The organism is Prescottella soli, from assembly GCF_040024445.1.
In the GTDB taxonomy this organism is placed as follows: domain Bacteria; phylum Actinomycetota; class Actinomycetes; order Mycobacteriales; family Mycobacteriaceae; genus Prescottella; species Prescottella soli.
On record NZ_CP157276.1, the window covers coordinates 3,696,915 to 3,723,270 of the forward strand.

The window sequence follows — 26,356 nt, forward strand, 5'->3', positions numbered from 1 at the left end:
GGACGACGGGCGTTGGCGATTCCAGTTCACGGCGGATGCTCCTGTGCGGATCGAAGTGGTCGACCGGCACGGCGGAACCCCGCGGCGGGGTGCCGGTCCGGTCAGACCCCGCCGCGGCGGCCGAGAAGCAGTCCGCGATGCGTCATGTTCGCTAAGCTAGAGCAAAACAACTTGTCTGACAACCTGAGGAGTTCGATTGACTGCCGCGCTCACCCGGAACCTGCTGGCCGATCAGGTTGCCGACCAGCTGCGCCGCCGCCTGCAGGCAGGCGAGTGGGAGATCGGGTCGAAGCTGCCGGGCGAGACCACCCTCGCGACGGAACTGGGGGTCGGACGGTCGACGATCCGGGAGGCGCTGCGGATGCTCGCGGGCCAAGGCATGTTGCGGGCGCGTCAGGGTGCCGGCGTGTTCGTCGACCGCACCGAACCCGAGGTCGACGGCTGGGAGGGCGTGCTCCAGCGCGAAGCCATTGCGGCCGTCGTCGAGGTCCGCGCCGCGATCGAGATCGAGGCCGCGCGGCTGGCGGCCCTGCGCGCCACCGACGCCGACGTCGCCGCGATGCGACGCGCCCTCGAACTGCGTGCGGACGCGGCCGACGCCCCGGACCGCGAGTTCGTCGAGGCCGACATCGCCGTGCACCGGTCGGTCGTCGCAGCCGCGCACAACCCCGTGCTGTCCGAACTGTTCGAGACGTTCGTGCCGCGACTGGCGGACGCGATGACCGAGATGATCGCCCTCCTCGGCCTGCGGCACCGGGACACCGAACCCGACGCCGACGAGCACGCCGCCCTCGTGGACGCGATCGCGGCCGGCGACGTCGACGAGGCGGCCCGCGTCAGCCGCGCGCACCTCGAGGGAATGGCCGCCGACCTGGGGTGACGCCGATTGCGGTCACTCCGGACGTGACGGCGGGCGGTGCTCCGGCTCTGCTGTCGGGCTCTCGAGCCGGACCTCGATCGGGTCGGCGACGGCGTGCCGCTCCTGCAGTGCAGCCGTCTCCCGGTGCTCGAGTTCGACATCGAACTCGAGGTCGCCGTGCTGGCGGCCCCGGAACAGGAAGAGGAAGACGATCCAGCCGACGATCGCGACGAGGATGAAACTCACCCCGCGGTAGACGAACGCGGCCGCCACCGCCTGCGACGCGCTGATGCTCGCGGCCGTCGTCAGCGCCGCGATCAGCGTCGCGTCGACGTACACCAGGCCACCCGGCGCGCCCGGGATCGTCGCGACCGCCTTACCCGCCGCGAACGCGATGAGCAGGCCAGCGAGCAGCGGATCGGCCCCGATCGCGAAACACGCCGCGCCCAGGCAGACCACGTCGGCCACCCGGTGCACCGTCGACCAGGCGAGCGAGACCGCCGCGTCGCGCTTGCCGAGCTGCACCGAGTCGAGCTGGTCGATCGTGGTCCGGACGGCGTCCATGCCGGTCTCCGGCGGCTTGCGCAGCACCCGGTTCACGCGAGTCAGCACCCAGCGCGCCGCGCGCTCGATCGACTCGGGATGCGCCGACACGTAGCGGCCGGCGTACACCAGCGCGATCAACCCGGCCACCGAGAACAGCAGCGTGAACGGGCTCACCGATCCACCGACCAGCAGCGCACCGGCCACACCGATCGCCGCCAGCCCCGCGGCCGCGATCACTCCGGAGATCGCGAGCTGCCACGACGCCACCACCGGGGTGGCGCCCCAACGGCGGGTCTCCCGGTACGTGAAGGCCGTCGAGAACACCTGACCGGCGGGCAGCGTCAACGCCATCGCCGTCGATCCGTAGATCACCGAGAGCGACTTGCCCTGACCGACCGACACGCCACCGGCGTGCAGCAACTGCTTCTGGACGCGGCCGTAGCCGCTCAACGAGACCGCCTGCGCCGCGATGCACACCGCCACCCAGCCCCAGTGGATCTCCGTCAGCGCCAGCCACGACTCGTGCAGCCGCGGCCACAGGTAGATGCCCTCGCCGACCAACAGGGCCACCAGCAGCGCACCGGCGGCCCACTTGAGCCACCAGAAACGACCGCGCGGCCGATCTGGGTCGCCGACTCGTGGGTCGGGCTCCGGCTGTGCCACGAGCCCAGGGTAACCAAGATTGTTCACGTCACTCCGGATACAACACCGGCCAGGCGAGGTGGGTGTTGCGGCGCCGACCCCGCAGCTGGACCTGCTCGCCCAGCTCCCAGTGCGCCTGCTCCTCGTCGTCGGCGAAGTACAGCGCACTCGTCGACGCCAGGACCCGGCTCGGCCGCAGCTTCGCAAGCTCCGTCAGCCGCGACGCCTCGTTCACTGGGTCGCCGATCACGGTGTACTCGAACCGCTCGGCCGCGCCGATATTGCCCGCGACCGCCAGACCCGCCGACACCCCGATGCCGATGTCCAGGCCGGTGATCTCGTTGAGCGCGAAACGCAGCTCCCGCGCCGCCGCCAACGCGGCCGTCGGCGCGTCCGGACGATCCAACGGAGCACCGAAGATCGCGAGCGCCGCGTCGCCCATGAATTTGTTGACGAATCCGTGGTGCCGGTCGACGACGTCGACGACCACCCGGAAGAACTCGTTGAGCAACTCGACGACCTCACTCGGTGGGCGCTCCGCCGCCGCGCCGGTGGAGCCGACCATGTCGACGAACAGCACCGCGACGAACCGCGTCTCGCCGCCCAGCTCCGTGCCGAACTGCAGCGCCCGACGGGCGACGTCCTGGCCGACGTGCTGGCCGAACAGCTCGCGCAGCAGCTTCCGCTCGTCGGACTCGCGCATCATCCGGTTGAAGCCGACCTGCAGGCGGCCTATCTCGGAGCCGTCGAACACCTCGACGCGCACGTCCGTCTCGCCGCGCTGCGCCCGCTCGATCGCGCGCCGCAGCTGCCGGATGGGGTCGGAGATCTGGCTCGCGGTCAGCATCGACAGCGCGAACGCCTGCCCGATCGCCATGATCGACAGGAGCAGAATCGCCCAGGCGAGCGCGCTGGGCGCGAACTCGAGGTCGGTGGTGAGCTGCGTGACGCACAGCAGGATGATGCCGATGACCGGCATCAACGTGCCCAGGCCCCACGTCATCGCCATGCGGGTGCCGACGCCGGGCGCCATCGTCCGGTCGAACTGGCCCTCGCTCAGGGCCTGCGCCGCGACCGGGCGCAGGATCCGCTCGCCGAGCATGTACGTGAACCCGAACGTCGTCGTGGCGGCCATGCCGACCGTCACCACCACCGCGATCGCCAGCTCGGGCATCTCCTCGGCCGTGAGGAGCACGAAGATCACGCCACCCAGGAACCACAGGATCAGGTGGACGATCGCCTGTCGCAGCGGTGCGTGCAGCGCCGCCATCTGCTCGGCCCGGGTCGGTGGGCCGCCCCGCAGCTGCCAGCGGATCACCGAACGCAGCATCATCGCCGCGGCCGTGAGGCTGACGACGCCGGCGAAGACGAGGTACACGCTGAAGACGGCGAAGTTGCGGACGTGGTCGTTGATGATGTCCGCCGACTCCGGAATCGGGATCCCGTAGCGGACGAACGCGAAGACCAGCACGGCGCCGAGCAGGTTCGCCCCGAGCATCGAGAGCATGTAGAGAGGCCAACGACTGCGAATCGTCAGCGCCACTGCTCGGTACGATGCCCACACGACCTCATAATTTAGCGGGACATCCTTCGCAGCTCGGCAGCGCACATGCTTGCCGCGCCCGGCGGACGTTTCTCCGCCGCGGACGGTCCTGCGCCGTTAGGCTCGCGCAGTGGGCGACAACGAACCGGGCGACGCTCCCGCACAGGCGAAAACGCAGAAATCGTCCGACACGGAACCCGAGCGGCCCGCGTCGGCGTCCGTGCATCCACTCGTGCGCGTCGGCGCCGCCTGGACGTGGCGCCTGCTGGTGCTCTTCGCCGGACTGCTCGCGCTCGGATACGTCGTCACCAAGCTCTATGCGGTCGTCATCCCCGTGGCGCTGGCGCTGCTGCTGGCCGCGCTGCTCACCCCGTCCGTCAACTGGATAAACCGGCGCGGGGTGCCGCGGTCCGCCGCCGTGATCATCACCGTCGTCGGCACGATGGGCATCGTCGGCGCGATCCTGTCGTTCGTCGTGGAACAGTTCGTCGAGGGCATACCCGGGCTGACCGACCAGTTCACCACCAGCGTCAACAAGGCCCAGGGATGGCTCACCGAGGGGCCGCTGCACTTCAGCCAGGACCAGATCCGGCACGCCGGCGACAACGTCGTCAAGGCCCTCCAGTCCAACCAGGAGGCGCTCACCAGCGGGGCGCTGACCACCGCCACCGTCGTCGGCGAGATCTTCGCCGGGGCCTTCCTTACCCTCTTCACCCTCGTGTTCTTCCTCTACGGCGGTGACCAGGTCTGGGAGTTCGTGACGCGGATCGTCCCGAAGACCACCCGCACCCGGGTTCGGGTCGCCGGCCGACAGGGCTTCAGCACCCTCGTCGGCTACACCCGCGCGACGGTCGCGGTGGCCGCGGCCGACGCGATCGGCATCGGCGCCGGCCTCGCGATCCTCGGCGTGCCGCTGGCCCTGCCGCTCGCCTCGCTCGTCTTCATCGGCGCGTTCATCCCCATCGTCGGCGCCTTCGTCACCGGGTTCCTCGCGGTCCTCGTCGCCCTCGTGACCAAGGGCCTGCTGACCGCGCTGATCGTGCTCGGCATCATCGTCGGCATCATGCAGCTCGAAGGACACGTGCTGCAGCCGCTGCTGCTCGGACGTGCGGTCCGGCTGCACCCGCTCGCGGTGGTCCTCGCGATCACCACCGGCATCGTCCTCGCCGGCATCGTCGGCGGACTGCTGGCCGTGCCGATCGTCGCGTTCCTCAACACCGCCATCCGCTCCCTCTGCGCGGAGGATCAGGAGGAGGCCTACGAGTCGCTCGCCGACGTCGACCCATCCGTCCCGATGTTCCCCGCGACACCCGACGAACCCGCCGACCGGCCCGACGGCAAATCGGACCGACCGCGCGACTGACTACTCTTGCCCGCATGGAGGCGAGAGATCTGCGGGTGTCCGATGCCGAGCGCGAGCACGTCGGCAAACTGCTTCAGCGAGCGGTGGGGCAGGGCATGCTCTCGCTCGGCGAGTTCACCGAACGAATGGACACCGCGCTCGCGGCGAAGACCCGCGGCGAGCTCAACGCCGTCCTCGTGGATCTGCCGGGAATGCAGATCGACCCGACCTACACGAACGGGGTCCACCCGCCGGCCGTCCCCGCATCGCCCGCTCCGGCCGTCGGGTCGCCGGCCGTGGGCGCGCCCGGTGCCGCGGCGCCGGTGACCGGCGGTCATCCCGGGCAGCATCCTCTCGTCATCCGCGGGCGCATGTCGACGATCACCCGCAAGGGCCGCTGGAACGTGCCGCCGGCGCTGCACCTCGACACGCGGATGGGCAGCTCGACCCTGGACTTCACCGAAGCTGTGATGCAGACCCAGGTGGTCCACCTGACCATCGACGACTCCTGTGGATCCGTCTCGCTCGTTCTCCCGCCGGAAGCGACGGCGGACCTCAACGACGTCGACACCGTCGCCGGCTCCGTGTCGAACAAGGTCCGCACCGGCCCGCCCTACGGCCCGATGCACCTCGTCGTCCGTGGCCGCGTGCGCTTCGGATCGATCACCGCGCGATACCCGTACGGCACGACCCTGCGCAGGATGCTCGGCAGCTGACGATCAGTCGTTGACCCGGTCGTCGTCCCGGTGCCGGGCGAGCAGTTCGCTCACGCTCACGGCCGAACCGTCGACGCGGTGATGACGACCGGTGTCCGTGTCGGACGGCTCCTCGGCGACCTCGCGCCGGGCCGCGCGTTCCGGCTCGGGCGCCGGGGCCGGCTCCGGTGCGGGTTCCGGTGCCGGGGTCGGTTCCGGTGCCGGCACGACGGCCGGGATGACGCCCGTGTGCGGCGCGCGGAGCGCCGCGAGCCACGCCACCTCGTCGCCGTCCGGGTTGGACGGCTGCGGACGGGGTCGCGGCTCGGGTGCCACCGCGGGGGCGGGCGTCGGCGCCTCGTTCCGCGGCGCCGCGTTCGTCGGGACGTTGATCTTCGGGGCGTCGTTCGCCGGCGCGCGACCCGGTTCGGGCGCGACCGGGCGCGGTGTCGCCGAGCGGGCGCGAGGCGCCGCCGAGACCCGGGGGAGGGGCTGCGTCAGCGGCTCCGTCGGGCGGGCCGGCAGAGCCGGGGCCGCGACCGGGGCCATCGCGGTGTCCGCGGTCGCCAGCACGGGCACTTCCGCGGCCCTCAGCTCGTCGTCGAGGATCGGCTCGCCGAGCCCGATCTTCTGCTGGATCCGCTTCATCCATGCCGGTGCCCACCAGCAGTCGTCGCCCAGGAGCTTCATGACCGCGGGCACGAGGAACATGCGGATCAGCGTCGCGTCGATGATCAGCGCCGCGATCATGCCGTACGCGATGTACTTCATCATCACCAGTTCCGAGAACCCGAACGCGCCGGTGACCACGATCAGGATCAGAGCCGCGGCGGTGATGATGCGGCCGGTGTGCGCGGTGCCGATCCGGATGGACTCCGTCGTGCTCGCGCCTTGCGAGCGGGCCTCGACCATGCGGGAGAGCAGGAACACCTCGTAGTCGATCGACAGGCCGTAGATGATCGCGACGATCAACACCAGCACCGGCGACGTGATCGGTCCCGGCGTGAAGTTCAGCAGGCTCGAGCCGTTTCCGTCGATGAAGATCCACGTCAGGATGCCGAGCGTCGCCCCGAGACCGAGCGCGCTCATCAGCACCGCCTTGATCGGCAACACGATTGAGCCGAACGCCAGGAACATCAGCAGCGTCGTCACCGCCAGGACCGAGACGATCATGAGTGGCAGGTTGTCGAGCAGGGCGCTGATGCTGTCCTGCTCGATCGCCGGCGTGCCGCCGACGAGGACCTGGACGCCGTCCGGGGTGTCCATCGAGCGCAGGTAGTCGATGGTCGGTGCCGAGTCGTTGCGGTCCACCAGACCGGCCTTGAGGACCTGGACGCCGTCCTTCGCGGGGCCGGTGATCGAGAACTTCTCGACCAGCCCCGGCGCCTCGTTCGCGCTCTTGATGATCTGGCCCACCTGGGCGCCCTGCGCGCCGGTGACCACCAGCTTGACCGGCTCGGTGCGGTTGCCCGGGAACAGTTCGTCGAACTGTTCCTGCGCGACGCGGGTCGGGTTGTCCGGCGGCAGGTAGTCCTCGTTGATGCCACCGAACTTGATGCCCGTCATGGGGATGATGAGCAGCAGCAGGCCGATCACGATGGGGATCGTCACCTTGAGCGGATTGCGCATCACCCAGCGCGTCAGCCGGCCCCACATGCTGGACTCGATCTCCTCGGTCGACTTGATCTGGCCGAACCGCTTGAGACCGAACTTGTCGATGCGCCGCCCCAGGATGCTGAGGATCGCCGGTAGGAGCGTGACCGAGGTGAACGCCGCCAACAGCACCGTCGCGATCGCGCCGTAGGCGACGGACTTGAGGAAGCCCTGCGGGAACAGGATCAGGCCGCCGAGGCTGACCGCGATCATCGTCGAGGAGAACAACACCGTGCGACCCGCGGTCATGACACTGCGGCGCACCGCCGCACGCGTGTCGTATCCGTCGCCCAACTCCTCGCGGAACCGGCTGACGATGAACAGGCCGTAGTCGATCGCCAGGCCCAGACCGATCAGCGAGACGACCGACGCCACGAAGACATTGATCTCGGCGAAGTGCGTGAACACCCGCACGATGCCGTTGGCGCCGAGAATCGTCAGGCCGCCGACGATCAGGGGTAGCGCGGCCGCGATGACGCCGCCGAACACGAAGAACAGCAGGACCCCGACCGCCGGGATCGCGATGAGCTCCATGCGTTTGAGGTCGTTGGCCATCGTGTCGTTGATGGCGCTCGCGACCGGCTGCATGCCGGCGAGCTGGACCTCGACGCCGTCGATCGCGAACGCGTCCCGGACCTCCCGGAAGTTGTTGGTGATCGCGGTGTCGTTGTCGCCCTTCAACGCGATGCTCGCGATCGCGTGCGTCTTGTCCTTGCTCGCCAGCGATGCCACGCGCGGGGTGTTCGGCAGCGCGAAATAGCTGCCGTTGACCTTCGCGACCTCGTCGGGATGCTCCTCCAGCACGCGTTGCAGGCTGTCGGAGACCTTCGCGCCGAACGCCGGGTCGTCGACGGTCTTGCCGTCGGGTGCCGTGTACATCGCCACGACGTCGCCGGCGGTGTCACGGCCGAACGTGCCGTCCGCGAGCTTCGCCGCGGCCACCGACTCCGAACCCGGATCGTCCCAACCGCTCTGACTGAGGTGAGGCCCGAGGCCGGAGCCGTAGGCGCCCAGCGCCAACAGCCCGGCCACCATCACCGCGATGACGGTGAAGCGGGCCCGATAGACGAGATCTCCCCAGCGAGCGAACACGTATCGACTCCTCAGCGCCCGACGAGCAGGGCGGACAGTGGGCGGAACGGCTGCAACCAGGCGCCCTCGTCGGGCAGGGACTCGAGGCTCACCCGCGGCAGCGGCTCACGGAAGACGCCGGGGATGTCCTCGAGGTCGACGAAGTCCAGGATGTCGGACGAGACCGCCCAACTGGCGTGCTCGCGGAACCCGAGAACCTGCACCGGCACGCCGGCTGCCGCGATGTCCTCCAGAGGCTCACGGAACGCCTGCCCATCGGCGGAGGCGACCATGACACCGGCCAGACCCTCACCACGGCGAAGCGCAATGTGGTGGAGCATGTCGGAATCGACGTCGCTGTCCTCCTCCACCTTGGGCTTGGCGAACACCGCGAAACCCACATTACGCAGAGCCTCCACCCACGGGCGGACGACATCGGCGCTACCAGGGGCGATGTTGGTGAACACCGTCGCCTCGGGCTCGAGAGTCGCCGTCTCGGTCGCGGACAGCTCCGCCGTCCGCGACAGCAGCCAACGGCCCAGCGCGTCGAAACGCGGGCGGTACGCGGCCGTCGGCCGTCCGCCCAGGATCGCGCCGAGCCCCATGTCGAGGTTCGGTGCGTCCCAGACCAGCAGCACCCGCTTGTGCTGTCGGACGTCGCGCCCGTTGTCGTCGAGGGAATCGCCCGCAAGCCCGGTGTTGGGCGTGCTTTCGCTGAGACTCATGACTTGATCTTCCCCCAGATGAGTTCTGTGATGGAGCTTCCGACCTTGTGCGCCTTGTCCTCGAACTTCGTCACCGGGCGCTCGTGCGTCATCGGGGACTGCCAGTCGAGCTCGGTGAGCAGCGGCTCCGCGTCACCGGCCTCGCGGATCGCCTCCGCGTACTCGGCGTGGTCGGTCGCGACGTGCAGCACACCGCCCGGCTTCAGCCGGCTCGCGATGAGCGCGAACGTCGGCCCCTGCAACAGCCGACGCTTGTGGTGCCGGGCCTTGGGCCACGGGTCCGGGAAGAAGACCCGGACACCGGTCAGCGACTCCGGGGCCACCATGTGCTCGAGCACCTCGACGGCGTCGCCGCGCAGCACCCGGACGTTCTGGATGTCCTCGCGCTCGACGAGCTGGAGCAGCTGAGCCAGGCCCGGACGGTAGACCTCGACGGCGATCAGGTTCACGTGCGGCTCGGCCTTCGCCATCGCGGCCGTCGCGGTGCCCGTCCCGGAGCCGATCTCGACGATCAACGGAGCCTCGCGGCCGAACCACGCCGTGGTGTCGATCAGATCGTCGCCGACGTCCCGGCCGATATTCGGCCACATCCGGTCCCACGCGCCCTGCTGCGGATCGGTCAGTGAACCGCGGCGGGACCGGAAACTGGTCACCCGCGGGTAGAGGCGTGAACCCTTCTCGGCGCTGACGGGCTGGTCTGCGTCAGCGTCGGCGGGCGCGGGGTCGACGTCGTCGCGCGGGGTCTCGGGTGCGTCCTGATCGGCGTGGTTCACCGCACCATTGTCACGTATGTCCGCGAGTGCCAGCCGACACGGTCGACCGATAATATGGACAATTTGGTCGGATTTCGGGGGTTCGGCTCCCGAATCGCCGCTGTTCTGCCTGGTAGCGACGGTGGAGGCGCTCTCCGCGTGCTCTTGCTCTCCCCTTCTCCGCACTGACAGAATCGGCGTCGCCGGTCGGCAGGGGGAACACGGGGGGACACAGTTGAGCGGATTCGAGCTGCTCGGCCGCATCGCCGCGGACATCGGCGCGGCCCGGCAGGCGCTGGACGAGGCGACCGCGCCGATCCGGATCCAGGTCGTGGGCCGCGCGGGTGTCGGACGCACCGCCGTCGCCGGTGTCCTGGGGCGCGCCGGGCTCGGGCCTGTGGCCGAGTCGTCGGCGGTGGACGCGCCCGGTGCGGCCGACCCGGTCCTGGACGGCGACGTCGTCGTCTACGTGCTGTCCGGGGCGCCGCGCACCCCCGACATCGACGCATTGACGCGCGCGCCGCGTGACGCGACGGTCGCGCTGGTGAACAAGGCCGACCTGCTGGGGTCGTGGGGCGCCGCGTTGCGGATCGCCGCCGAATGCGAGGCCGAGACGGGCGTTCGGACCCTGCCGTCGGTGGCTCGCGCGCCGGCGCCGGGGACTCCGGACGGCGTGCAAGACGTGGTGGCCGCCGTCGCGGCCTGCGTACACGCCGCCTCGGCCTGTCGTGGCCGGGTGGCGCTGAAGACGGTGGCCGAGGCCGCGGCGCGCGGGCCCGAGCGGGACGTGCTCGAGAGTTATCTGCGCAGCGACGAGGCGGTGCAGCTCGCGGCGCACGCGGCCGAGGCGTCCGGCGACGGTGCCGCGGATCGGCGTCGACGTGCGCTCGCTCGTCGGCGCCTGCACGCCCGCACACACTCGGACACACCCCTGGACGTGCGGTGACGCCCGACGTGCCGGAGTTCCCGGCCGACGCGCAACGGATCGTCGAACGGTGGGACCCGGACGGTCTGCGCCGGTGGCGCGACCGGGATCGGACCGGGCGCGGGGTCCGCGTCGTGGCGGTGCGGGGGATCGACCCGACGTCGGTGCTCGACGCCCTGGCGCCGTTCGACGCCGTGACCGGCGCCCCGGACCGGGCCGCGGTCGTGGTGATGGTGCTCGACGGCGCCTCCGTGCTCGGACGCGACGAACTGGCCGCGCTCGACGCGGCCGCCGCGGACGTGGAGCGGGTGGTCTTCGTGCTCGCCGGTGCACACCCGGACCGGGACGCGGTCCGCGAGCGGAACGAGGCGCTGTTGCGGGCGCACTCGGCGCGCTACGCCGACGTCCGCGTCCTCCTCGACGCCGACGCGCTGTCGGCGGTGGTGCGGGACGCGCTCGCCACCGACCCCGGAGTCACCGCCGACCGCAACACCCGCCGGGCGGCGCATTCCCTGGTCGAGCGGACCTGCCGACGGATCAACGAGACCGCCCGGGCGACGAGGGAGGGCAGCGACGCCGCGACCGCCGAGCTGCGGGCGCGCAGGGCCCGGCTGGTCGCGATGCGCGACGGCGGGCGGGCCGAACGCCTGGCGCAGTTGCGCGGTGACGTCCAACGGGCCCGGATCGACCTGATGCACGCGGCGGGCGGCGAGGTCCGCGCCGTCTCGGCGGCCATGCGGGCCGACATCGACCGGGCCGGACGCCGCGACCTGCGCACGCTCCCCGAACGGATGGGTGAGCTGGCGGACCACGCGTCGGCCGACCTGGACGAGGTCGTCGGGCGTCGGCTCGCGGACCTCGCTGCCCGGGCCGGGGTGTCGGATCTGCCGCCGGCGGCTCCCGCCCCGCACGACCCGCCGCCGGCGCCGGAGCCGCGCCACCGCGGCGTCGAGGACCGGATGATGGTGGTCGTCGGGGCGTCGGCCGGTGTCGGTCTGGGGCGGCTCGCGGTCGCCCCGATCGCGATGGTGCCGGCGCTCGACATCGCCACGATCCCGATCACGCTGGCACTCGGCGGGGCCGCGGCGTGGTGGCTGGCGGGGGCCCGGCGGCTGGTCGCCGACCGCGCGTACCTGCGGCAGTGGGCGTCGGACAGCGCCGCTCACCTGCGGGCGCAGCTCGAACAGCGGGTGCTCGGCCGGATCCTCGAGACCGAGGCGGCGGTGAGCACCCGCGTGATCGCGGACAGCCGCGCGGCGGGGCTCGCGGCGGACGAGGAACTGGCGGGCGTCGAGGCCGAGGCGCGTCGGCTCGCGGCCGAACGCAGCGGCCGCGTGGCAGCGTGCGAAAGGGACCGCGGTGCACTCGTCGCGGTTCTCGGGGCACTCGAGGCCCGGGCGAACTCGGGGGAACCGGGCGGCGCCGCGGCGCGTCCAATGCCGTGACGACAGTTGTACGGCGACCGCTGGGAGGCAGCATGATCACCACCGAGGAGTTGACGGCCGACCGGCCCGACATCGATCCCGAGAACTTCGGGGCCGAATCGGGGGCGGTGTCGCTGACGGGCGCCGCGTTCGACATCGACGGCGACGGCATCCTCGACACGCAGTCCTTCGAGGTGGACGACGCCCTGATCGTCGCGACCGACACCGACGGTGACGGGGACGCCGACCACGTGACGATCGTCGACGGTGACGGCGACTACGCGGCCTGGGAGTTTCACCGCGACGCCGACGGCCGCGAACACTGGGAGCGCGTCGACGAGGGCGGCTTGGACCTCTAGAAATGCGAGGTTTGCCGGAGTCGGTGAAGCCCGGTGTCGTCTGAATCGTTCCTGTGACCTAACCGACGACACCCGGTTCCCCCCAGATCGACCCGCGGCGTTAACCTCTATACCTAGGACACCCGGCACCCGTGTCCTTCGTTCGTTGTCCGCGGTGACGTACGCGGGCGGCCGGCGGAGTGGGCGGGCTGCACCCCGCCGAGAGGGGGAAATCGGTTCAACCTCTCAGCCCCGCACTGCGCGGGGCTGATCTGGTCGTTCCGGTTCCCGGCCCCACCCCAGGAGAGTTTGATGACCTCAGCGACCATTCCCGGTCTGAACGGAACTGACGGCACGCCCCCCACTGAGCACTCCGAGCTGCTCGCCTGGGTTCGCGAGGTTGCCGAGCTGACCCAGCCCGACCGGGTCGTCTTCGCCGACGGCTCCGACGAGGAGTGGGAGCGCCTGACCGATCAGCTCGTCGAGGCCGGGACGTTCACCCGCCTGAACGAGGAGAAGAAGCCGAACTCGTTCCTCGGCAACTCCGATCCGTCGGACGTGGCGCGCGTCGAGTCCCGCACCTACATCTGCTCGAAGGAGCAGATCGACGCAGGCCCGACCAACAACTGGATGGACCCGGCCGAGATGCGGTCGCTCATGACGGAGCTGTACCGCGGCAGCATGCGCGGTCGCACCATGTACGTGGTGCCGTTCTGCATGGGCCCGCTCGGCGCCGACGACCCGAAGCTGGGTGTCGAGATCACCGACTCCGAGTACGTCGTCGTGTCGATGCGCATCATGACCCGCATGGGCAAAGCCGCGCTCGAGAAGATGGGCACCGACCGTCCGTTCGTGAAGGCCCTGCACTCGGTGGGCGCGCCCCTCGAGCCGGGTCAGCAGGACGTCGCGTGGCCGTGCAACGACACCAAGTACATCACCCACTTCCCCGAGGACCGCGAGATCTGGTCCTACGGTTCCGGCTACGGCGGAAACGCCCTGCTCGGCAAGAAGTGCTACTCGCTGCGTATCGCCTCGGCGATGGCGCACGACGAGGGCTGGCTGGCCGAGCACATGCTGATCCTCAAGCTGATCTCGCCGGAGAACAAGAACTACTACGTCGCGGCCGCGTTCCCGTCGGCCTGTGGCAAGACCAACCTCGCGATGATCCAGCCGACCATCCCGGGCTGGCGCGCCGAGACCCTCGGTGACGACATCGCGTGGATGCGCTTCGGTGAGGACGGCCGCCTGTACGCCGTCAACCCGGAGTTCGGTTTCTTCGGCGTCGCGCCGGGCACCAACCACGGCTCCAACCCGAACGCCATGAAGACGGTCGAGGCCGGCAACACCCTGTACACCAACGTCGGCCTGACCGACGACGGTGACGTGTGGTGGGAGGGTCTCGAGGACACCCCCGCGCACCTGATCGACTGGAAGGGCAACGACTGGACCCCCGAGTCCGGTACCAACGCCGCCCATCCGAACTCGCGCTACTGCACCCCGATGTCGCAGTGCCCGATCCTGGCCCCCGAGTGGGACGACCCGCAGGGTGTGCCGATCTCGGCGATCCTGTTCGGTGGACGTCGTAAGACCACGGTTCCGCTGGTCAGCGAGTCCTTCGGCTGGCAGCACGGCACCTTCCTCGGTGCGACGCTGTCGTCCGAGCAGACCGCGGCCGCCGAGGGCAAGGTCGGCGCCGTGCGCCGCGACCCGATGGCGATGCTGCCGTTCCTCGGCTACAACGCCGGCGACTACCTGAACCACTGGATCAACCTCGGCAAGAACGCCGACTCGGAGAAGCTCCCTAAGATCTTCTACGTGAACTGGTTCCGTCGTGGCGAGGACGGCCGCTTCCTGTGGCCCGGTTTCGGCGAGAACTCCCGCGTGCTCAAGTGGATCATCGACCGCATCGAGCACAAGGCCGACGCCGTCAGCACCCCGATCGGTTTCGTGCCGACCGCTGCCGACCTCACCCTGGACGGCCTGGACGTCGAGGCCGCTGACGTCGACGAGGCCCTGGCCGTCGACGTCGAGGAGTGGAAGGCCGAGATCCCGCTCATCGAGGAGTGGCTCGAGTTCCTGGGCGAGAAGGTGCCGTCGGGCGTCCGCGACGAGTTCGAGGCCCTGAAGCAGCGCCTGGCCTGATCCCCTCTTGCTTCGACCGAATGTCACATCGGTTCAGTTCGACTGAACCGATGTGACATTCGGCGTTTCGGGGGTGAATGTGGAAGGACGGCTGCCCACAATTGTGTCGACGTGCGTATACGTTCGTACGTGTGTGGACCCGGCTCTGTGCCGTTCACGACGGGATGGTGCAATAGCAGCAACCTGACATCGACCTGGCTGCCCGACGTGGCCACGAGGAGGATCCGGCATGGGGATCTACAACAACGTCACCGAACTGGTCGGACGCACCCCGCTGGTGCGCCTGAACCGTCTGACCGAGGGCCTCGGCGCCCAGGTGGTGGCGAAGCTCGAGTTCTACAACCCGGCCAACAGCGTCAAGGACCGCATCGGTGTCGCGATCATCGACGCCGCCGAGCAGTCCGGTGAGCTGAAGCCCGGCGGCACGATCGTCGAGGGCACCTCCGGCAACACCGGCATCGCGCTCGCCATGGTCGGTGCGGCCCGCGGCTACAAGGTCATCCTCACGATGCCCGAGACGATGTCCACCGAGCGTCGCGTCATGCTGCGCGCCTTCGGCGCCGAGATCGTCCTCACGCCGGGCGCGGAGGGCATGGCGGGCGCGGTGAAGAAGGCCGAGGAGATCGTCACGCAGACCGAGAACGCGGTCCTGGCGCGCCAGTTCGCGAACGCGGCCAACCCGGAGATCCACGCGCGCACCACGGGCGAGGAGATCTGGGCCGACACCGACGGTGACGTCGACGTCTTCGTCGCCGGCATCGGCACCGGCGGCACCCTCACCGGCACCGGCCGCACGCTGCGCAAGTACAAGCCCGAGGTCACGATCGTCGGCGTCGAGCCGGCTGACTCGCCGATCCTCAACGGCGGCCAGCCCGGCCCGCACAAGATCCAGGGCATCGGCGCGAACTTCGTGCCCGAGGTCCTCGACCGCGAGATCTACGACGAGATCATCGACGTCGAGTTCGACGACGCGATCCGCGTCGCCCGCAGCCTCGGCACCGACGAGGGCATCCTCGGTGGCATCTCGGCGGGCGCGAACGTGTGGGCGGCGCTCGAGCTGGCCAAGCGTCCGGAGAACGCCGGCAAGACGATCGTCGTCGTGGTGCCCGACTTCGGCGAGCGCTACATCTCGACCCCGCTCTTCGAGCACATCCGGGGCTGAGCATTGTGAGTGTCCTGCGCACGATCCGGGAGGATCTCCAGGCGGCAAGGGGCCAGGATCCGGCCGCGCGCAGCGACGTCGAGAATGCCGTCGTGTACTCGGGCCTGCACGCGATCTGGTCGCACCGGATCGCGCACCGCATGTGGGCCAAGCCCGCGCTGCGCGGCCCGGCCCGGATGCTGGCCCAGTTCACGAGGTTCCTCACCGGCGTCGAGATCCATCCCGGCGCCACCATCGGCCGGCGCTTCTTCATCGACCACGGCATGGGTGTCGTGATCGGTGAGACCACCGAGATCGGCGACGACGTCATGATCTACCACGGCGTCACGCTCGGCGGGCGATCGCTCGCGAAGGCCAAGCGGCACCCCACGATCGGCAACCGCGTCACGATCGGCGCCGGTGCGAAGGTCCTCGGGCCGCTGGTGATCGGCGACGACAGCGCGATCGGCGCCAACGCCGTCGTCACCCGCGACGTCCCGGCCGACGCCATCGCGACCGGGATCCCCGCCGCCGTGCGGCCCCGCAAGCGTCACGAGCAGCTCGTCGACCCGACGTCGTACATCGATCCGGCCATGTACATCTGAGTCAGGTCTCGAAGCTGAAGGGTCCCTTCATACGCTGACAGCGTGTGAAGGGACCCTTCAGCTGTTTGCGGGGTGGCGTGATCGCCCGGGCCGCCTTGCCGTGCTATCAATACCAAGCAACTGCTTGCTTGGTATTGATTGGGGGACGGAATGCTCGCGGATATCGGCACGGCCTTGCCGGAGGGGTTTGCTCATGCGATCGCGGAGGTGCGGCCATGACCCTGCGCACCGCACTCACCGAACTGGTCGGCGTCGAACACCCGGTCGTCCAGACCGGGATGGGCTGGGTATCGGGCTCGCGACTGGTCACCGCGACGGCACGCGCCGGCGGGCTCGGCATCATCGCGTCGGCGACGATGACCTACGACGAGCTGCGATCGGCGATCCGGGAAACCAAGGAGCGCACCGACGCCCCGTTCGGGGTGAATCTGCGCGCGGACGCCGAGGACGCGCAGGACCGCGTCGAACTGCTCATCCGCGAGGGGGTGCGGGTCGCGTCGTTCGCGCTGGCGCCGCGGAAGGAGATGATCGCGCGGTTCAAGGACGCCGGCATCGTCGTGATCCCGACGGTCGGGGCGGCGCGGCACGCCGAGAAGGTTGCAAGTTGGGGCGCCGACGTCGTGATCGTGCAGGGCGGCGAGGGCGGCGGGCACACCGGCGGCGTCGCCACCACCCTGCTGCTGCCGTCGGTCGTGCGCGCGGTCGACATCCCGGTGGTCGCCTCCGGCGGATTCTTCGACGGCAGCGGACTCGCGGCGGCCATGGCCTACGGGGCGTCGGGCATCGCGATGGGGACGCGCTTCCTGCTCACCAGCGACAGCACGGTGCCCGAGTCGGTGAAGCGCGAGTACCTCGCGCGTGGACTCGACGGCACCGTGGTCACCACCAAGGTCGACGGCATCCCGCACCGCGTGCTGCGCACCGGACTGGTCGACTCGCTCGAGCGGAGCCGGGGAGTCCGCACCCTCGCTCACGCGGCCGTCAACACCGTGCGATTCCGAAAGCTGACCGGAATCAGCTGGCGGGCACTGATGTCCGAAGGGCTCAGCCTGGTCCGCGGCGGCGACCGCACCCTGGCGCAACTGATGATGTCGGCGAACAGCCCCATGCTCCTGCGCGCCGGGCTGGTGGACGGCGACACCGGCGCGGGCGTGCTCGCGGCCGGTCAGGTCGTCGGAATGATCGACGACCTCCCCAGCGTCGCCGAACTCGTCGAGCGGATCGTCGCCGAGGCCGAACAAAGGCTCGACGAGCTTCAGCTGGCGCGCTGAGCCGAAGAGCTGAAGGGTCCCTTCGGGCGCGGACGGCGCGTGAAGGGACCCTTCAGCTTTCGGGGCGCTCCCGCGACGGGATCGGCGCGTGCACGTCCATCCAGCGCAGCATGGCGTCGACGGCGTCGGCCGGTTCGGTGTCGGCGCCGGACAGCGCCCACTCGGCCAGGGCGGCGCCCGCGGCGGCCTGGTAGGCGGTGGCCAGCGCCCGGCAGATCGCGGGCGGGGCCTCCGGGAGCCGGCCGTGGATGTATCCGGCGAGTTCGTCGATCCACGGTCGGTACGCGACCGACGCCCCGGCCGCGATCTCCGGCTCGTGCGAGATCAGTTGCAGCCATTCCCGACTGGCGTGGCGGATGCGTGGCTCGTGCGAGACAGAGGACACGACGGCGGTGCGGATCGCCTCGGCGATCGGGGTGTCGTCGGCCGCCGCGTCGAGTCCCGCGCGCAGGCGCTGCGTCGCCGCACCCACGCCGACCCAGGCGATCGCGGCCTTCGAGGAGAAGTGACGGATCAGTGTTCGCGTGCTGATCCCCGTCGCCTCCGACAGCTCGTGCCAGCCGGTCGCGGCGTACCCCCGCTCGGACCACAGCCGCAGCGCGGCCTCGGCCACGGATTCGGCGTCGAGCACGCTGGGCCGGCCGCGTCCCCGGCGGCCCGATGGAGAAGGGGGCGAGAGTGGTTCGCCGTTCATCCGCGGATCACAACATTTATGGCGTAGCGTGTCAAATTTATCGACGGGCTCGCCGGGGAAGGTCCTCTGCGCCCGCCGGTCGTCACGGGAGGGTGTTCATGGGTGTCTATGCGGTCACCGGTTCGGCGTCGGGCATGGGTCGCGCGGTCGTGGAGAAGCTGACGGCGGCGGGGCACACCGTCATCGGCGTCGACGTCCAGGCGGCGGAGGTGGTCGCCGACCTGTCCACGGCGGAGGGGCGCGGGCATGCCGTGCGGGAAGTACTGGCGCAGGCCGGAGGAAGGCTCGACGGTGCGGTGCTCGCCGCCGGCGTCGGCCCGACTCCCGGCGCCGAGCGGCTGCCCGTGATCGGTGCGGTGAACTACCTGGGTGTCGTCGAGCTGCTCGACGGATGGCGCGCCGCGCTGGCTGCGTCCGGTCGAGCCAAAGTAGTGGTGTTCGGCAGTAATTCGACGACCACCACGCCGGCGGTTCCGAGGCGCACGGTCGGGGCCTTGCTGTCCGGCGACGTGGACAAGGCGGTGCGGTCGGTGCGATTGTTCGGGAAGGGCGCCGCGCCGATCATGTACGCCGGATCGAAGATCGCGGTCACCCGATGGGCTCGCCGCCACGCGACGACGACGGACTGGGCCGGTGCCGGGATCCGGCTCAACGTCCTCGCGCCGGGTGCGATCATGACGCCGCTGCTCGAGAAGCAGCTCGCGACGCCGCTGGAGGCCAAGACCGTTCGGCGGTTCCCGGTGCCGGTCGGTGGTTTCGGCGACGCGGGCCAGCTCGGGGACTGGGTGGTGTTCATGCTCTCCGATTCGGCGGACTTCCTCTGCGGCAGCGTCGTTTTCGTCGACGGTGGATCGGACGCGTACTTCCGCCCCGACTCGTGGCCGAGGTCGGTCCCGGTCACCCGCCTGGCTCGCTACGCCTGGCGCTTCCTGCGGTATCCCGGCAACCGGTGACGCGATCGGTCGCGCGCAACGAGACCCGCGTGGTGGCCGCGGCATGCGACGATGAGTCTTCCGATCTTGTTCGCGCTCGGTCGTGGAGAGGGTCGGGCGTCACACGTCACATCGGACACGGAGGAAAGCGTGAAGTTACGGAAGGCGAAAAGGGTTGCCGCGGGGCTGATTGCGTCGACGACGATGGTCGTGGGCCTCGCGCTCACCGGGACCGGAACGGCGGCGGCGGCCGATCGATACGACGGCCCGACGCTGAACGCCGAGCAGGGCGGCTTCGGCGGCAAGAACCTCGAACTCACGTTGACCAACCCCAAGAAGGCGGTGGGCCTGTTGGGCGAGTCCACCTGCACCTCAGCGTTGCTCGACGGGGCGAAGGGCCTCGAGGCCTTCGTCGCGTACAACGCCAAGGACTACGCCAAGCTCATCCAGATCATGTTGTCCCCGGGATTGCGGCTCGGCCCGTCGGCGAGCAACAGCCTGCTCTTCCCCGGACCGAACACCGGCTCAAAGACTTTCCAGGTCGACAACGGTGTCTACATCTACCTGGGCGCGTGCGGCGGGTGGAACTCGGTCCTGGACCCGAGCAACGTCGGGGTCTCGATGATGCCCGTGATCGTGCCGGGTGGTCTCGGCAGCGTCTCCCCGGTCCTGTCCTTCGGTAGCACCGCACTCGAGGCCGGAGTCGGCAGTGCGAGCCTGCTTCCGCTGCTCGGATCGAGCACCGGATCCGGCAGCGGCGGGAGCTAGAGCGAGGCTCACGCGGGCGCCTTCCCATGCGTGACCGGCCCGGGAAGGCGCCCGGCGTGCTGCTTTCGCCGAGGCTGAATCAGGTTTCGGGGCGCACGTGGTGACGGCTGACGATGGAGATGCGGTTGAACGCGTTCATCGCGATGGCAACCCACACGATCGCGGAGAGCTGATCGTCGGTCAGGTGCTCGCGGGCCTCGGCATAGTCGCGGTCCTGCTCGGCGGGGGATGGCAGGTTCGTCACCGACTCGGCGAGAGTCAGGGCGGCGCGCTCCGGCGCGCTGAACAGGTCGGCGTCCCGCCACGCCGGCAGGACGGCGATGCGCTGCGGGGACTCTCCACCGGCGAGTGCGTCGCGGGTGTGCACGTCCAAGCAGTATGCGCAGCCGTTGATCTGCGAGACGCGAATGTTGACCAGTTCGACGAGCTTTCGGTCGAGCCCGGCCTGCGCGACGGCGTCGCGGACGGCGACGGCGACGCCTACCTGGGCGCGATAGACCGGTCGGGTCTGCTTGTCGATGGCGATCCGGTCGATGGTGGTCACTGCTGTCCCTCCGGCCAATCGACGATGTCGTCGTGCTGATGGTGCGTATGCAGATACTTGGCGACGTAGGGGCACAGCGGGACGATGCGCTCGCCCGTGGCGGCGACGTCGTCGAGGGCGAACTCGACGAGTCGGCGGGCCAGTCCCAGGCCGCCGTACGCGGGATCGACTTCGGTGTGGACGAAAACCCGCCGCTGGGTGCCGTCGGGTCTGCGGTAGCGGGTGAAGCCGATGACCGCGTCGCCGTCCCGGATCTCGTAGCGGAACTGGGCGGGGGCGTGGGCGACGGTGATGTTCGCGAGCCGGGGGTCGGCAACGGTGCTCATGCGTGTCCTCCGAGTGTGGATTCGATGGCTGGCGCTCACCGTAGCACGATAGTTGATTATGCAACTAGATAAGCGGATTCCCGATCGGCAAGGCGGTCGTCGGACGCCGTCGGGCATCTCGATCACGCGCTACGCGAGGGTCTCGGAGGCTGAGTGGGCTCGGTCGCCGCGCTCGTCGAGCAGGTGCTGCCGCATTTCGCTGAACCTGTGGGTCATCACCATGATGTCTCGCGGGCTGAGCAGGTCGAGCATGTTCGCGCGGACTGCCGCGACATGTCCGGGACCTGCTTGAGCGAGCCGGGCAGCGCCGTCGTCCGTCAGTTCCGCCCAGGCGCCACGCTTGTCGGATTCGCACTCCACGCGGCGGACCTGGCCGGCCTTCGCGAGGCGGGCGACGGCCCGGGTGATGCCGCTGCGACTGACGGTGCTCGCGTCGGCGAGTTCGCTCATCCGCAACCGCTTCTCCGGCGCCTCCGACAGCAGCACCAGGATCTCGTAGTCGCCGAAAGGGAGGGCCGCATCGCTTACGAGCTGCCGATCGAGCTCCTGTAGCAGCAGGCGGGTGGCATCGAGGTATGCCCGCCACAGGCGGTGTTCGTCGTCGGAGAGCCATGGCGTGTCGGTCATGCCGTCCAGGCTAACCGACATAGTTGACAGGGCAACTACATGCGCCGTCATCCCTAGGCCGGCGGAGGTGGCGGCGGCGCGCCGCGCAGGACGCCTCGGCGACTCGACGCGTCGAACGGGACGATGATGGCGACGGCGTGCGGGACGTCGCTGATGGTCCTGGCGATGTGGTCGGCGGTGCGGTCGTGCAGGATCCGGCCCAGGGCGGAGCCGTAGATGCGGCGGGGGAGCAGGACACTGATCTCGGTGCGCGGCGCACTGGCGCGGGCGATCATCTCCAGCGTCGCATGACCGATCCTCCGGTCCGGGACCTCGATGAGTTCGAGCCGGACCTCGAGGTCGCTGGCCTCCCAGTCGCGTTTGAGGGCGGCGGCGTGGGCGCTGTCGAGAATGAAGTGCACGGCCCGCAGCTGGCTCGGCCGCAGGCTGCGCCCGTAGCGCAGTGCCTCGATGGTTGCGAGGTCGTACGCGTCGACCATCACGATGACGATGTGGTGCGAGTACACGGCCTCCGCGTCGGCTTCGGCGTCGCCGAGTTCGCGCAGTTCGGCGGCCTCGTCGCGGTACTCGCGATTGAGCCGGATCAGCACGAACACGAGCGTCGGGAACACGAGCACCACCACCCACGCGCCCTCGGTGAACTTCGCGATCGCGAAGATCGCCACCACGATCGCCGACGTGATCCCGGCGGCCAGATTGAGCGCCACGTTGCGGCGCCAGTGCCGACCGCGGGCCTTCTGGTGGTGTCGGGCCATGCCGAGGCCGGCCATGGTGAATCCGGTGAACACGCCGATCGCGTAGAAAGGCACCAGGGAGTTGACCTTCGCATCGGTGGCGACGAGCAGGACGACTGCGATCGCGGTGAGCGTGATGATCGCGTTGGAGAACACCAGGCGGTGGCCGCGGCGTCGTAGCTGGCGGGGCAGGAAGGCGTCGTCGGCGACGAAGCTCGCCAGGAACGGGAAGCCGTTGAAGCTGGTGTTGGCGCCGGTGAACAGGATCAGCGCGGTCGCAGTCTGGACGATGACGAACAGGACGTTGCCGACAGCGCCGGACCCGAACACGATCCGGGCCTCCTGACTGATCACCGACGGGTAGCCGGCCGCGTACGGCGTCGCATGGGTCAGGTAGGCGAGTAGAGAGACGCCGCTGACGAGGAACGCCAGGACGGACGCCATGATCACCAGCGCACGCCGGGCGTTGGGGCCCTCGGGTTTCTCGAACGCGCTGACCCCGTTGCTGATCGCCTCGAGCCCGGTGAGCGAGGTGCCGCCGTTCGCGAACGCGCGCAGGATCACCAGCACCGTCGCGCCCATCACCAGGCCGTCACCGTGGGAGATCGTGACGGTGCCGTCGAGGGTGGTCGGGTCGATCCGGTCGAGATGGCCGAGCAGGGCCTGGACGACGCCGACGACGATGACGACCCCGATCGATCCGGCGAAGAAGTACATCGGGAACGCGAACGCTCGCCCGGCCTCCTTGAGCCCGCGCAGGTTCCCGTACGCGAGCAGCAGCACCGCGCCGATGGTGATCTCGAGACTGTACGGGCCGAGGGCCGGGACCGCCGACACCACCGCGACGGTGCCGGCCGCCGACTGCACCGCGACCGTCACGACGTAGTCGATCAGCAGCGCGACGGCCGCGATCTGGGCGACCCTGGGGCCGAAGTTGTCCCGCGCCACCACGTACGAGCCGCCGGCGCGCGTGTAGAGCATCACGACCTGCCGGTAGGACAGCGTGAGCAGGAGCAGGATGACGAGGATGACACCGGTGATCGGCAGCAGCAGGGTGAACGCGGCGAGTGCGGCGTACGGAAGCAGTTCGATGAGCACCTGCTCCGGGCCGTACGCGGACGACGAGATGCAGTCGGGCGAGAGCACACCCAGCGCGGTCGTCTTCGACAGCCGCTCCTGGTGCAGGCGCGCGGACGTCAGCGGCGGCCCGAGGAGTCGGCACTTGATCCGGTAGCCCAGTCTTTCGGGCAGGGGAGCCTGGAACCTGTCGCTGCTCGCGACATCCCGAGAGGCGGAACTGATGGGAGGGTCCACGGATGCTCCAGCGCGTGTCGGCGGACGCTCCCTCCAGTTCTACTCGCCGTCGCCCGGACCGGCAGCCGAATCACGCGGTCAGGCTCGACTCCTCCGATGTCGACAGCGTCAGCACCGCTTTCCGGACCGCGGCGGTTTCGCCGGTGATCCGATCCTCGAGATCGCGCAGCCGGTGCGCCACACGGGACTCGGCCTCGTCGCCGACCAGGTCGACGCTCGCCACCAGATACATCTGGTGCGGCCCGAGGAACTCCATGCGCAGGTACGTGACCCGCTCGACCTCGTCGTACCCGAGGAGCTTCGCGATCGCCTGCGACCGCAGTTCCGAGGTTCCGGGCTCACCGACGAGGAAGCGGCGATTGCGGTCGAGCAGCACGAGCGCGATGACCCCGAGTAGGACGCCGACCGCGATGGAACCGATCGCATCGGGCACCGGTGACCCGGTGATCTGGTGGGCCAGCACCCCGGCGAATGCGATGACCAGGCCGATCAGGGCCGCCGCGTCCTCGGCGAACACGGCCCGCACCGTCGGATCCGAGGTCAGCAGCGCGTGCTCGAGGACGTCGCGGTGGGCGGCGTTCGCCTCGCCGCGCAGCTGCTTGAAAGCCTGCCGGAACGAGATCGTCTCGAGGACGAACGCGATACCGAGCACCGTGTACGCGACACCGAAGTCGCCGGCGGGTTGCGCGTGCACCAGTTCCTGGATGCCGTGCGTGATCGAGACGCCCGCCCCGACCGCGAACAGGCCGAGTGCCGCGAACAGCGACCAGATGTACGCCTCGCGGCCGAACCCGAGCGGATGGTCGCGGTCGGGTGCCTTGCGGGCGCGGCGGTCGGCGACCAGCAGCAGGATCTCGTTGCCGGTGTCGGCCCACGAGTGGGTGGCCTCGGCGACCATCGACGCCGACCCGGTGATCACCGCCGCCACCGACTTCGCAAGCGCGATCAGGGCATTCGCCACGAACGCCACGACGACGGTGAGGGTGCTCTCGCCGCCGGTTTCCTCGGGGGACGTCGCCATCGCCTCAGGCTAGGCGTGGGCGCGTCGTACTGCGACCGAGAAACGGCGTCTTTACCATTTCTTTGACTAACGAGTGGTCGCTCGCGACAATTCGTGCGGGAAGTCGGCGCGTTACCGTACGGAGGAGCCTGAACCGATGAGTCGCCCCGCAACGAAGAGCTTGGCCGAACTCCGCACCGCGCTGGCGAACGAGGACTGGAACTCCGCGGCGGCGGTTCTCGAGGACAGCTGGGCGTTCCTGGTCGGGAATCACATCGACAAGGTGCGCGACGCACTGGTCGCCTTCCCGGAGTCGGTGATCGAAGCGAAGCCGGTGCTCAGAGCCGGTCGTGAGTTGATCGTCGGGTGGGGCGCCAGTGCTCGGTTTCCCGGCCCGCTGCCGGCCAGGGTCGACGAACTGATGGATCTGGGCGGTTCGGCGAGGGCCGCCGACGTACTCGTCATCGGCACGGTGCAGGCATGCTTGCTGAGATTCTCCGGAATGTTCACGCAGGCAGCGGAGTTGACTCACCGCGTCGAACGCGTCGCGTCGAGTGCGGTGAGCGCGCAACCGGACGTCGTCGCTGCCGCGGTGCCCATCCTGCGTCTGCAGTGGGCGATCACGTGTCAGCTCGCGGGGCGTCACCAGGACGCGATCACCCTCCTGAGGCTGGCATACGCCGGCGCGCGGGCCGTCGGAATCGATTTCGTGGTCCGCAACGCGGCAGGAAGCCTCGCGATGAGCCATGCGCTGTCCGGCGATCTCCCCGCCGCCCGCAAGTGGCTCACGCTCTGGGAACAGACGGATCCGGGTGCCGCGGCGCTCGAACCGAGAGTTCGGGTGTCGGGGCTGGTGGCGCGCATGCTGATCGCGCTCGAAGAACTCGATCTCCCGGCCGCGAGAGAAGCATCGGACACGCTCGGCGAGCTCGGTGACAACGAGGAACTGTGGGCCTATGCGCTGTTTGCGCGCGCCCAGTACGGGCTGCTGTCGGGGTACGCGCAGGAGGCGATCGATCGTGTGGAGCAGCTGGCCGCGGTCAATGCGCGCTGGTGCACACCGGGATCGGATGCGGATGCCCTCCTGCGGTCGGTGTCGATCGACCTGCACTGTGCTCTCGGTCGAGGCAACAACGCACGAACCGCGCTGAACGGTCGTTCGGATGCCCACCCGTTGGTGGCGGTATCGCAGGCAAGGCTCGAACTGTTGACCGGGAGTGAGGCGGCGGCGCTCACCACGTCGGTCCGGATCACAGCCGCGGCCGGAGGCGACGACCAGCGAGCACTGGTCGACGCGCTCCTCGTGCAGGCTGCCGCCTCCATTCGTCTCGGTTCGGAGTCGGCCGCGGTCGAGGCTTGCCGCCGCGCGATGGTGCAGGCCCGGACGAACGGGGCGCTGCGGCCGTTCGCTCTGTTGCCGCCGGCGGTTGCGAAGGAACTCGCCGCCGCCGGAGCGCCGTTCCCGCGGGGGTGGGCCGAGTCCGGGTACGCCGACGGTGCGGCCGTGTTCCCCGACACTGTCGCGTTGGTGGACCTGACGAATCGTGAACAGGTGGTGCTGGCGGCACTGGCGAACGGGCTGCCACTGCAGGGGATCGCGGCCGATCTGTTCGTCTCGCAGAACACGGTGAAGTCGCAGGTGCGTTCGCTGTTCCGCAAGCTCGACGTGCATTCGCGCGACGAGGCGGTGCGGGTGGCGGCGGTGCTGCGGTTGCTGTGACCGGTCTCGGCCGCGCGAAGACC

At 69.8% G+C, this 26,356-nt stretch carries 24 protein-coding genes; 13 read left to right on the top strand and 11 right to left on the bottom strand.

Annotated elements, in window-relative coordinates; all coding sequences use genetic code 11:
* The first annotated feature begins 196 nt into the window (after positions 1 to 196).
* Entirely contained in the window at positions 197 to 880 is a 684-nt protein-coding gene (locus ABI214_RS17225) for a FadR/GntR family transcriptional regulator (RefSeq protein WP_348603734.1), read from the top strand.
* A 12-nt stretch (positions 881 to 892) separates the two neighbouring features.
* Here the strand turns inward: ABI214_RS17225 and ABI214_RS17230 are convergent, their stop codons facing one another.
* Positions 893 to 2,068, bottom strand: coding sequence for a lysylphosphatidylglycerol synthase transmembrane domain-containing protein (locus ABI214_RS17230; RefSeq protein WP_348603735.1), 1,176 nt, complete (start codon positions 2,066 to 2,068; stop codon positions 893 to 895).
* Between the two features lie 28 nt (positions 2,069 to 2,096).
* Positions 2,097 to 3,554 carry an adenylate/guanylate cyclase domain-containing protein gene (locus ABI214_RS17235; RefSeq protein ID WP_348603736.1) on the bottom strand — a complete coding sequence of 486 codons (1,458 nt, stop codon included), beginning with the start codon at positions 3,552 to 3,554 and terminating at the stop codon, positions 2,097 to 2,099.
* A 256-nt stretch (positions 3,555 to 3,810) separates the two neighbouring features.
* On the opposite strand from ABI214_RS17235, the gene ABI214_RS17240 reads away from it, so the two are divergent.
* Both ABI214_RS17240 and ABI214_RS17245 read left to right on the top strand, forming a co-directional pair.
* Complete coding sequence (locus tag ABI214_RS17240) at positions 3,811 to 4,953, top strand: AI-2E family transporter (protein WP_348611706.1); 1,143 nt, start codon at positions 3,811 to 3,813, stop codon at positions 4,951 to 4,953.
* 14 nt (positions 4,954 to 4,967) lie between these two features.
* The gene (locus ABI214_RS17245) at positions 4,968 to 5,648 is read left to right on the top strand and encodes a DUF1707 SHOCT-like domain-containing protein (RefSeq protein ID WP_348603737.1); all 681 of its coding nucleotides are present in this window, start codon (positions 4,968 to 4,970) and stop codon (positions 5,646 to 5,648) included.
* A gap of 3 nt (positions 5,649 to 5,651) precedes the next feature.
* Here ABI214_RS17245 and ABI214_RS17250 read toward each other — a convergent pair whose 3' ends face one another.
* The 3 genes from ABI214_RS17250 to trmB are packed head-to-tail and all read right to left on the bottom strand — an operon-like array spanning position 5,652 to position 9,867.
* A complete protein-coding gene (locus tag ABI214_RS17250) occupies positions 5,652 to 8,372 on the bottom strand; it encodes an MMPL family transporter (protein WP_348603738.1) in 2,721 nt (906 codons plus the stop codon).
* 11 nt (positions 8,373 to 8,383) lie between these two features.
* Entirely contained in the window at positions 8,384 to 9,076 is a 693-nt protein-coding gene (locus tag ABI214_RS17255; protein WP_348603739.1) for an NYN domain-containing protein, read from the bottom strand.
* On the bottom strand, positions 9,073 to 9,867 hold the full coding sequence (trmB, locus tag ABI214_RS17260) for a tRNA (guanosine(46)-N7)-methyltransferase TrmB (protein WP_348611709.1): 795 nt from the start codon (positions 9,865 to 9,867) through the stop codon (positions 9,073 to 9,075). The genes ABI214_RS17255 and trmB overlap by 4 nt, the downstream gene beginning before the upstream one ends.
* Before the next feature lie 196 nt (positions 9,868 to 10,063).
* Between trmB and ABI214_RS17265 the strand changes: the two genes are divergently transcribed.
* From ABI214_RS17265 to ABI214_RS17295, 7 genes are all read left to right on the top strand, one after another.
* Positions 10,064 to 10,774, top strand: coding sequence for a hypothetical protein (locus ABI214_RS17265; protein ID WP_348603740.1), 711 nt, complete (start codon positions 10,064 to 10,066; stop codon positions 10,772 to 10,774).
* Positions 10,771 to 12,198: a hypothetical protein gene (locus ABI214_RS17270; protein WP_348603741.1), complete on the top strand. Its 1,428-nt coding sequence runs from the start codon at positions 10,771 to 10,773 to the stop codon at positions 12,196 to 12,198. Before ABI214_RS17265 ends, ABI214_RS17270 begins: the two co-directional genes overlap by 4 nt.
* A gap of 32 nt (positions 12,199 to 12,230) precedes the next feature.
* Complete coding sequence (locus tag ABI214_RS17275) at positions 12,231 to 12,536, top strand: DUF6802 family protein (RefSeq protein ID WP_348603742.1); 306 nt, start codon at positions 12,231 to 12,233, stop codon at positions 12,534 to 12,536.
* Positions 12,537 to 12,827: 291 nt separating this feature from the next.
* A complete protein-coding gene (locus tag ABI214_RS17280) occupies positions 12,828 to 14,657 on the top strand; it encodes a phosphoenolpyruvate carboxykinase (GTP) (protein WP_348603743.1) in 1,830 nt (609 codons plus the stop codon).
* 229 nt (positions 14,658 to 14,886) lie between these two features.
* The gene (cysK, locus tag ABI214_RS17285; protein ID WP_348603744.1) at positions 14,887 to 15,819 is read left to right on the top strand and encodes a cysteine synthase A; all 933 of its coding nucleotides are present in this window, start codon (positions 14,887 to 14,889) and stop codon (positions 15,817 to 15,819) included.
* A gap of 5 nt (positions 15,820 to 15,824) precedes the next feature.
* On the top strand, positions 15,825 to 16,403 hold the full coding sequence (gene epsC / locus ABI214_RS17290; protein WP_348603745.1) for a serine O-acetyltransferase EpsC: 579 nt from the start codon (positions 15,825 to 15,827) through the stop codon (positions 16,401 to 16,403).
* A 215-nt stretch (positions 16,404 to 16,618) separates the two neighbouring features.
* A complete protein-coding gene (locus tag ABI214_RS17295) occupies positions 16,619 to 17,674 on the top strand; it encodes an NAD(P)H-dependent flavin oxidoreductase (RefSeq protein ID WP_348603746.1) in 1,056 nt (351 codons plus the stop codon).
* A 52-nt stretch (positions 17,675 to 17,726) separates the two neighbouring features.
* On the opposite strand, the gene ABI214_RS17300 is transcribed toward ABI214_RS17295, so the two are convergent.
* Entirely contained in the window at positions 17,727 to 18,305 is a 579-nt protein-coding gene (locus tag ABI214_RS17300; RefSeq protein ID WP_348603747.1) for a TetR/AcrR family transcriptional regulator, read from the bottom strand.
* Positions 18,306 to 18,466: 161 nt separating this feature from the next.
* Here ABI214_RS17300 and ABI214_RS17305 point away from each other — a divergent pair, with 161 nt between their 5' ends.
* Both ABI214_RS17305 and ABI214_RS17310 read left to right on the top strand, forming a co-directional pair.
* A complete protein-coding gene (locus tag ABI214_RS17305) occupies positions 18,467 to 19,321 on the top strand; it encodes an SDR family oxidoreductase (RefSeq protein ID WP_348603748.1) in 855 nt (284 codons plus the stop codon).
* Between the two features lie 129 nt (positions 19,322 to 19,450).
* Positions 19,451 to 20,068, top strand: coding sequence for a hypothetical protein (locus tag ABI214_RS17310; protein WP_348603749.1), 618 nt, complete (start codon positions 19,451 to 19,453; stop codon positions 20,066 to 20,068).
* Between the two features lie 79 nt (positions 20,069 to 20,147).
* On the opposite strand, the gene ABI214_RS17315 is transcribed toward ABI214_RS17310, so the two are convergent.
* The 5 genes from ABI214_RS17315 to ABI214_RS17335 all read right to left on the bottom strand — a co-directional run bounded on the left by ABI214_RS17315 (position 20,148) and on the right by ABI214_RS17335 (position 24,634).
* A complete protein-coding gene (locus ABI214_RS17315) occupies positions 20,148 to 20,612 on the bottom strand; it encodes a carboxymuconolactone decarboxylase family protein (protein ID WP_348603750.1) in 465 nt (154 codons plus the stop codon).
* On the bottom strand, positions 20,609 to 20,938 hold the full coding sequence (locus ABI214_RS17320) for a GNAT family N-acetyltransferase (protein ID WP_348603751.1): 330 nt from the start codon (positions 20,936 to 20,938) through the stop codon (positions 20,609 to 20,611). Before ABI214_RS17320 ends, ABI214_RS17315 begins: the two co-directional genes overlap by 4 nt.
* A gap of 129 nt (positions 20,939 to 21,067) precedes the next feature.
* On the bottom strand, positions 21,068 to 21,565 hold the full coding sequence (locus ABI214_RS17325) for a MarR family winged helix-turn-helix transcriptional regulator (protein ID WP_348603752.1): 498 nt from the start codon (positions 21,563 to 21,565) through the stop codon (positions 21,068 to 21,070).
* A gap of 53 nt (positions 21,566 to 21,618) precedes the next feature.
* Positions 21,619 to 23,601, bottom strand: coding sequence for an APC family permease (locus tag ABI214_RS17330; protein WP_408587284.1), 1,983 nt, complete (start codon positions 23,599 to 23,601; stop codon positions 21,619 to 21,621).
* 82 nt (positions 23,602 to 23,683) lie between these two features.
* Positions 23,684 to 24,634, bottom strand: coding sequence for a cation diffusion facilitator family transporter (locus tag ABI214_RS17335; protein ID WP_348603753.1), 951 nt, complete (start codon positions 24,632 to 24,634; stop codon positions 23,684 to 23,686).
* A gap of 136 nt (positions 24,635 to 24,770) precedes the next feature.
* On the opposite strand from ABI214_RS17335, the gene ABI214_RS17340 reads away from it, so the two are divergent.
* Positions 24,771 to 26,333 carry a helix-turn-helix transcriptional regulator gene (locus ABI214_RS17340; RefSeq protein WP_348603754.1) on the top strand — a complete coding sequence of 521 codons (1,563 nt, stop codon included), beginning with the start codon at positions 24,771 to 24,773 and terminating at the stop codon, positions 26,331 to 26,333.
* The last annotated feature ends 23 nt before the right edge of the window (positions 26,334 to 26,356 follow it).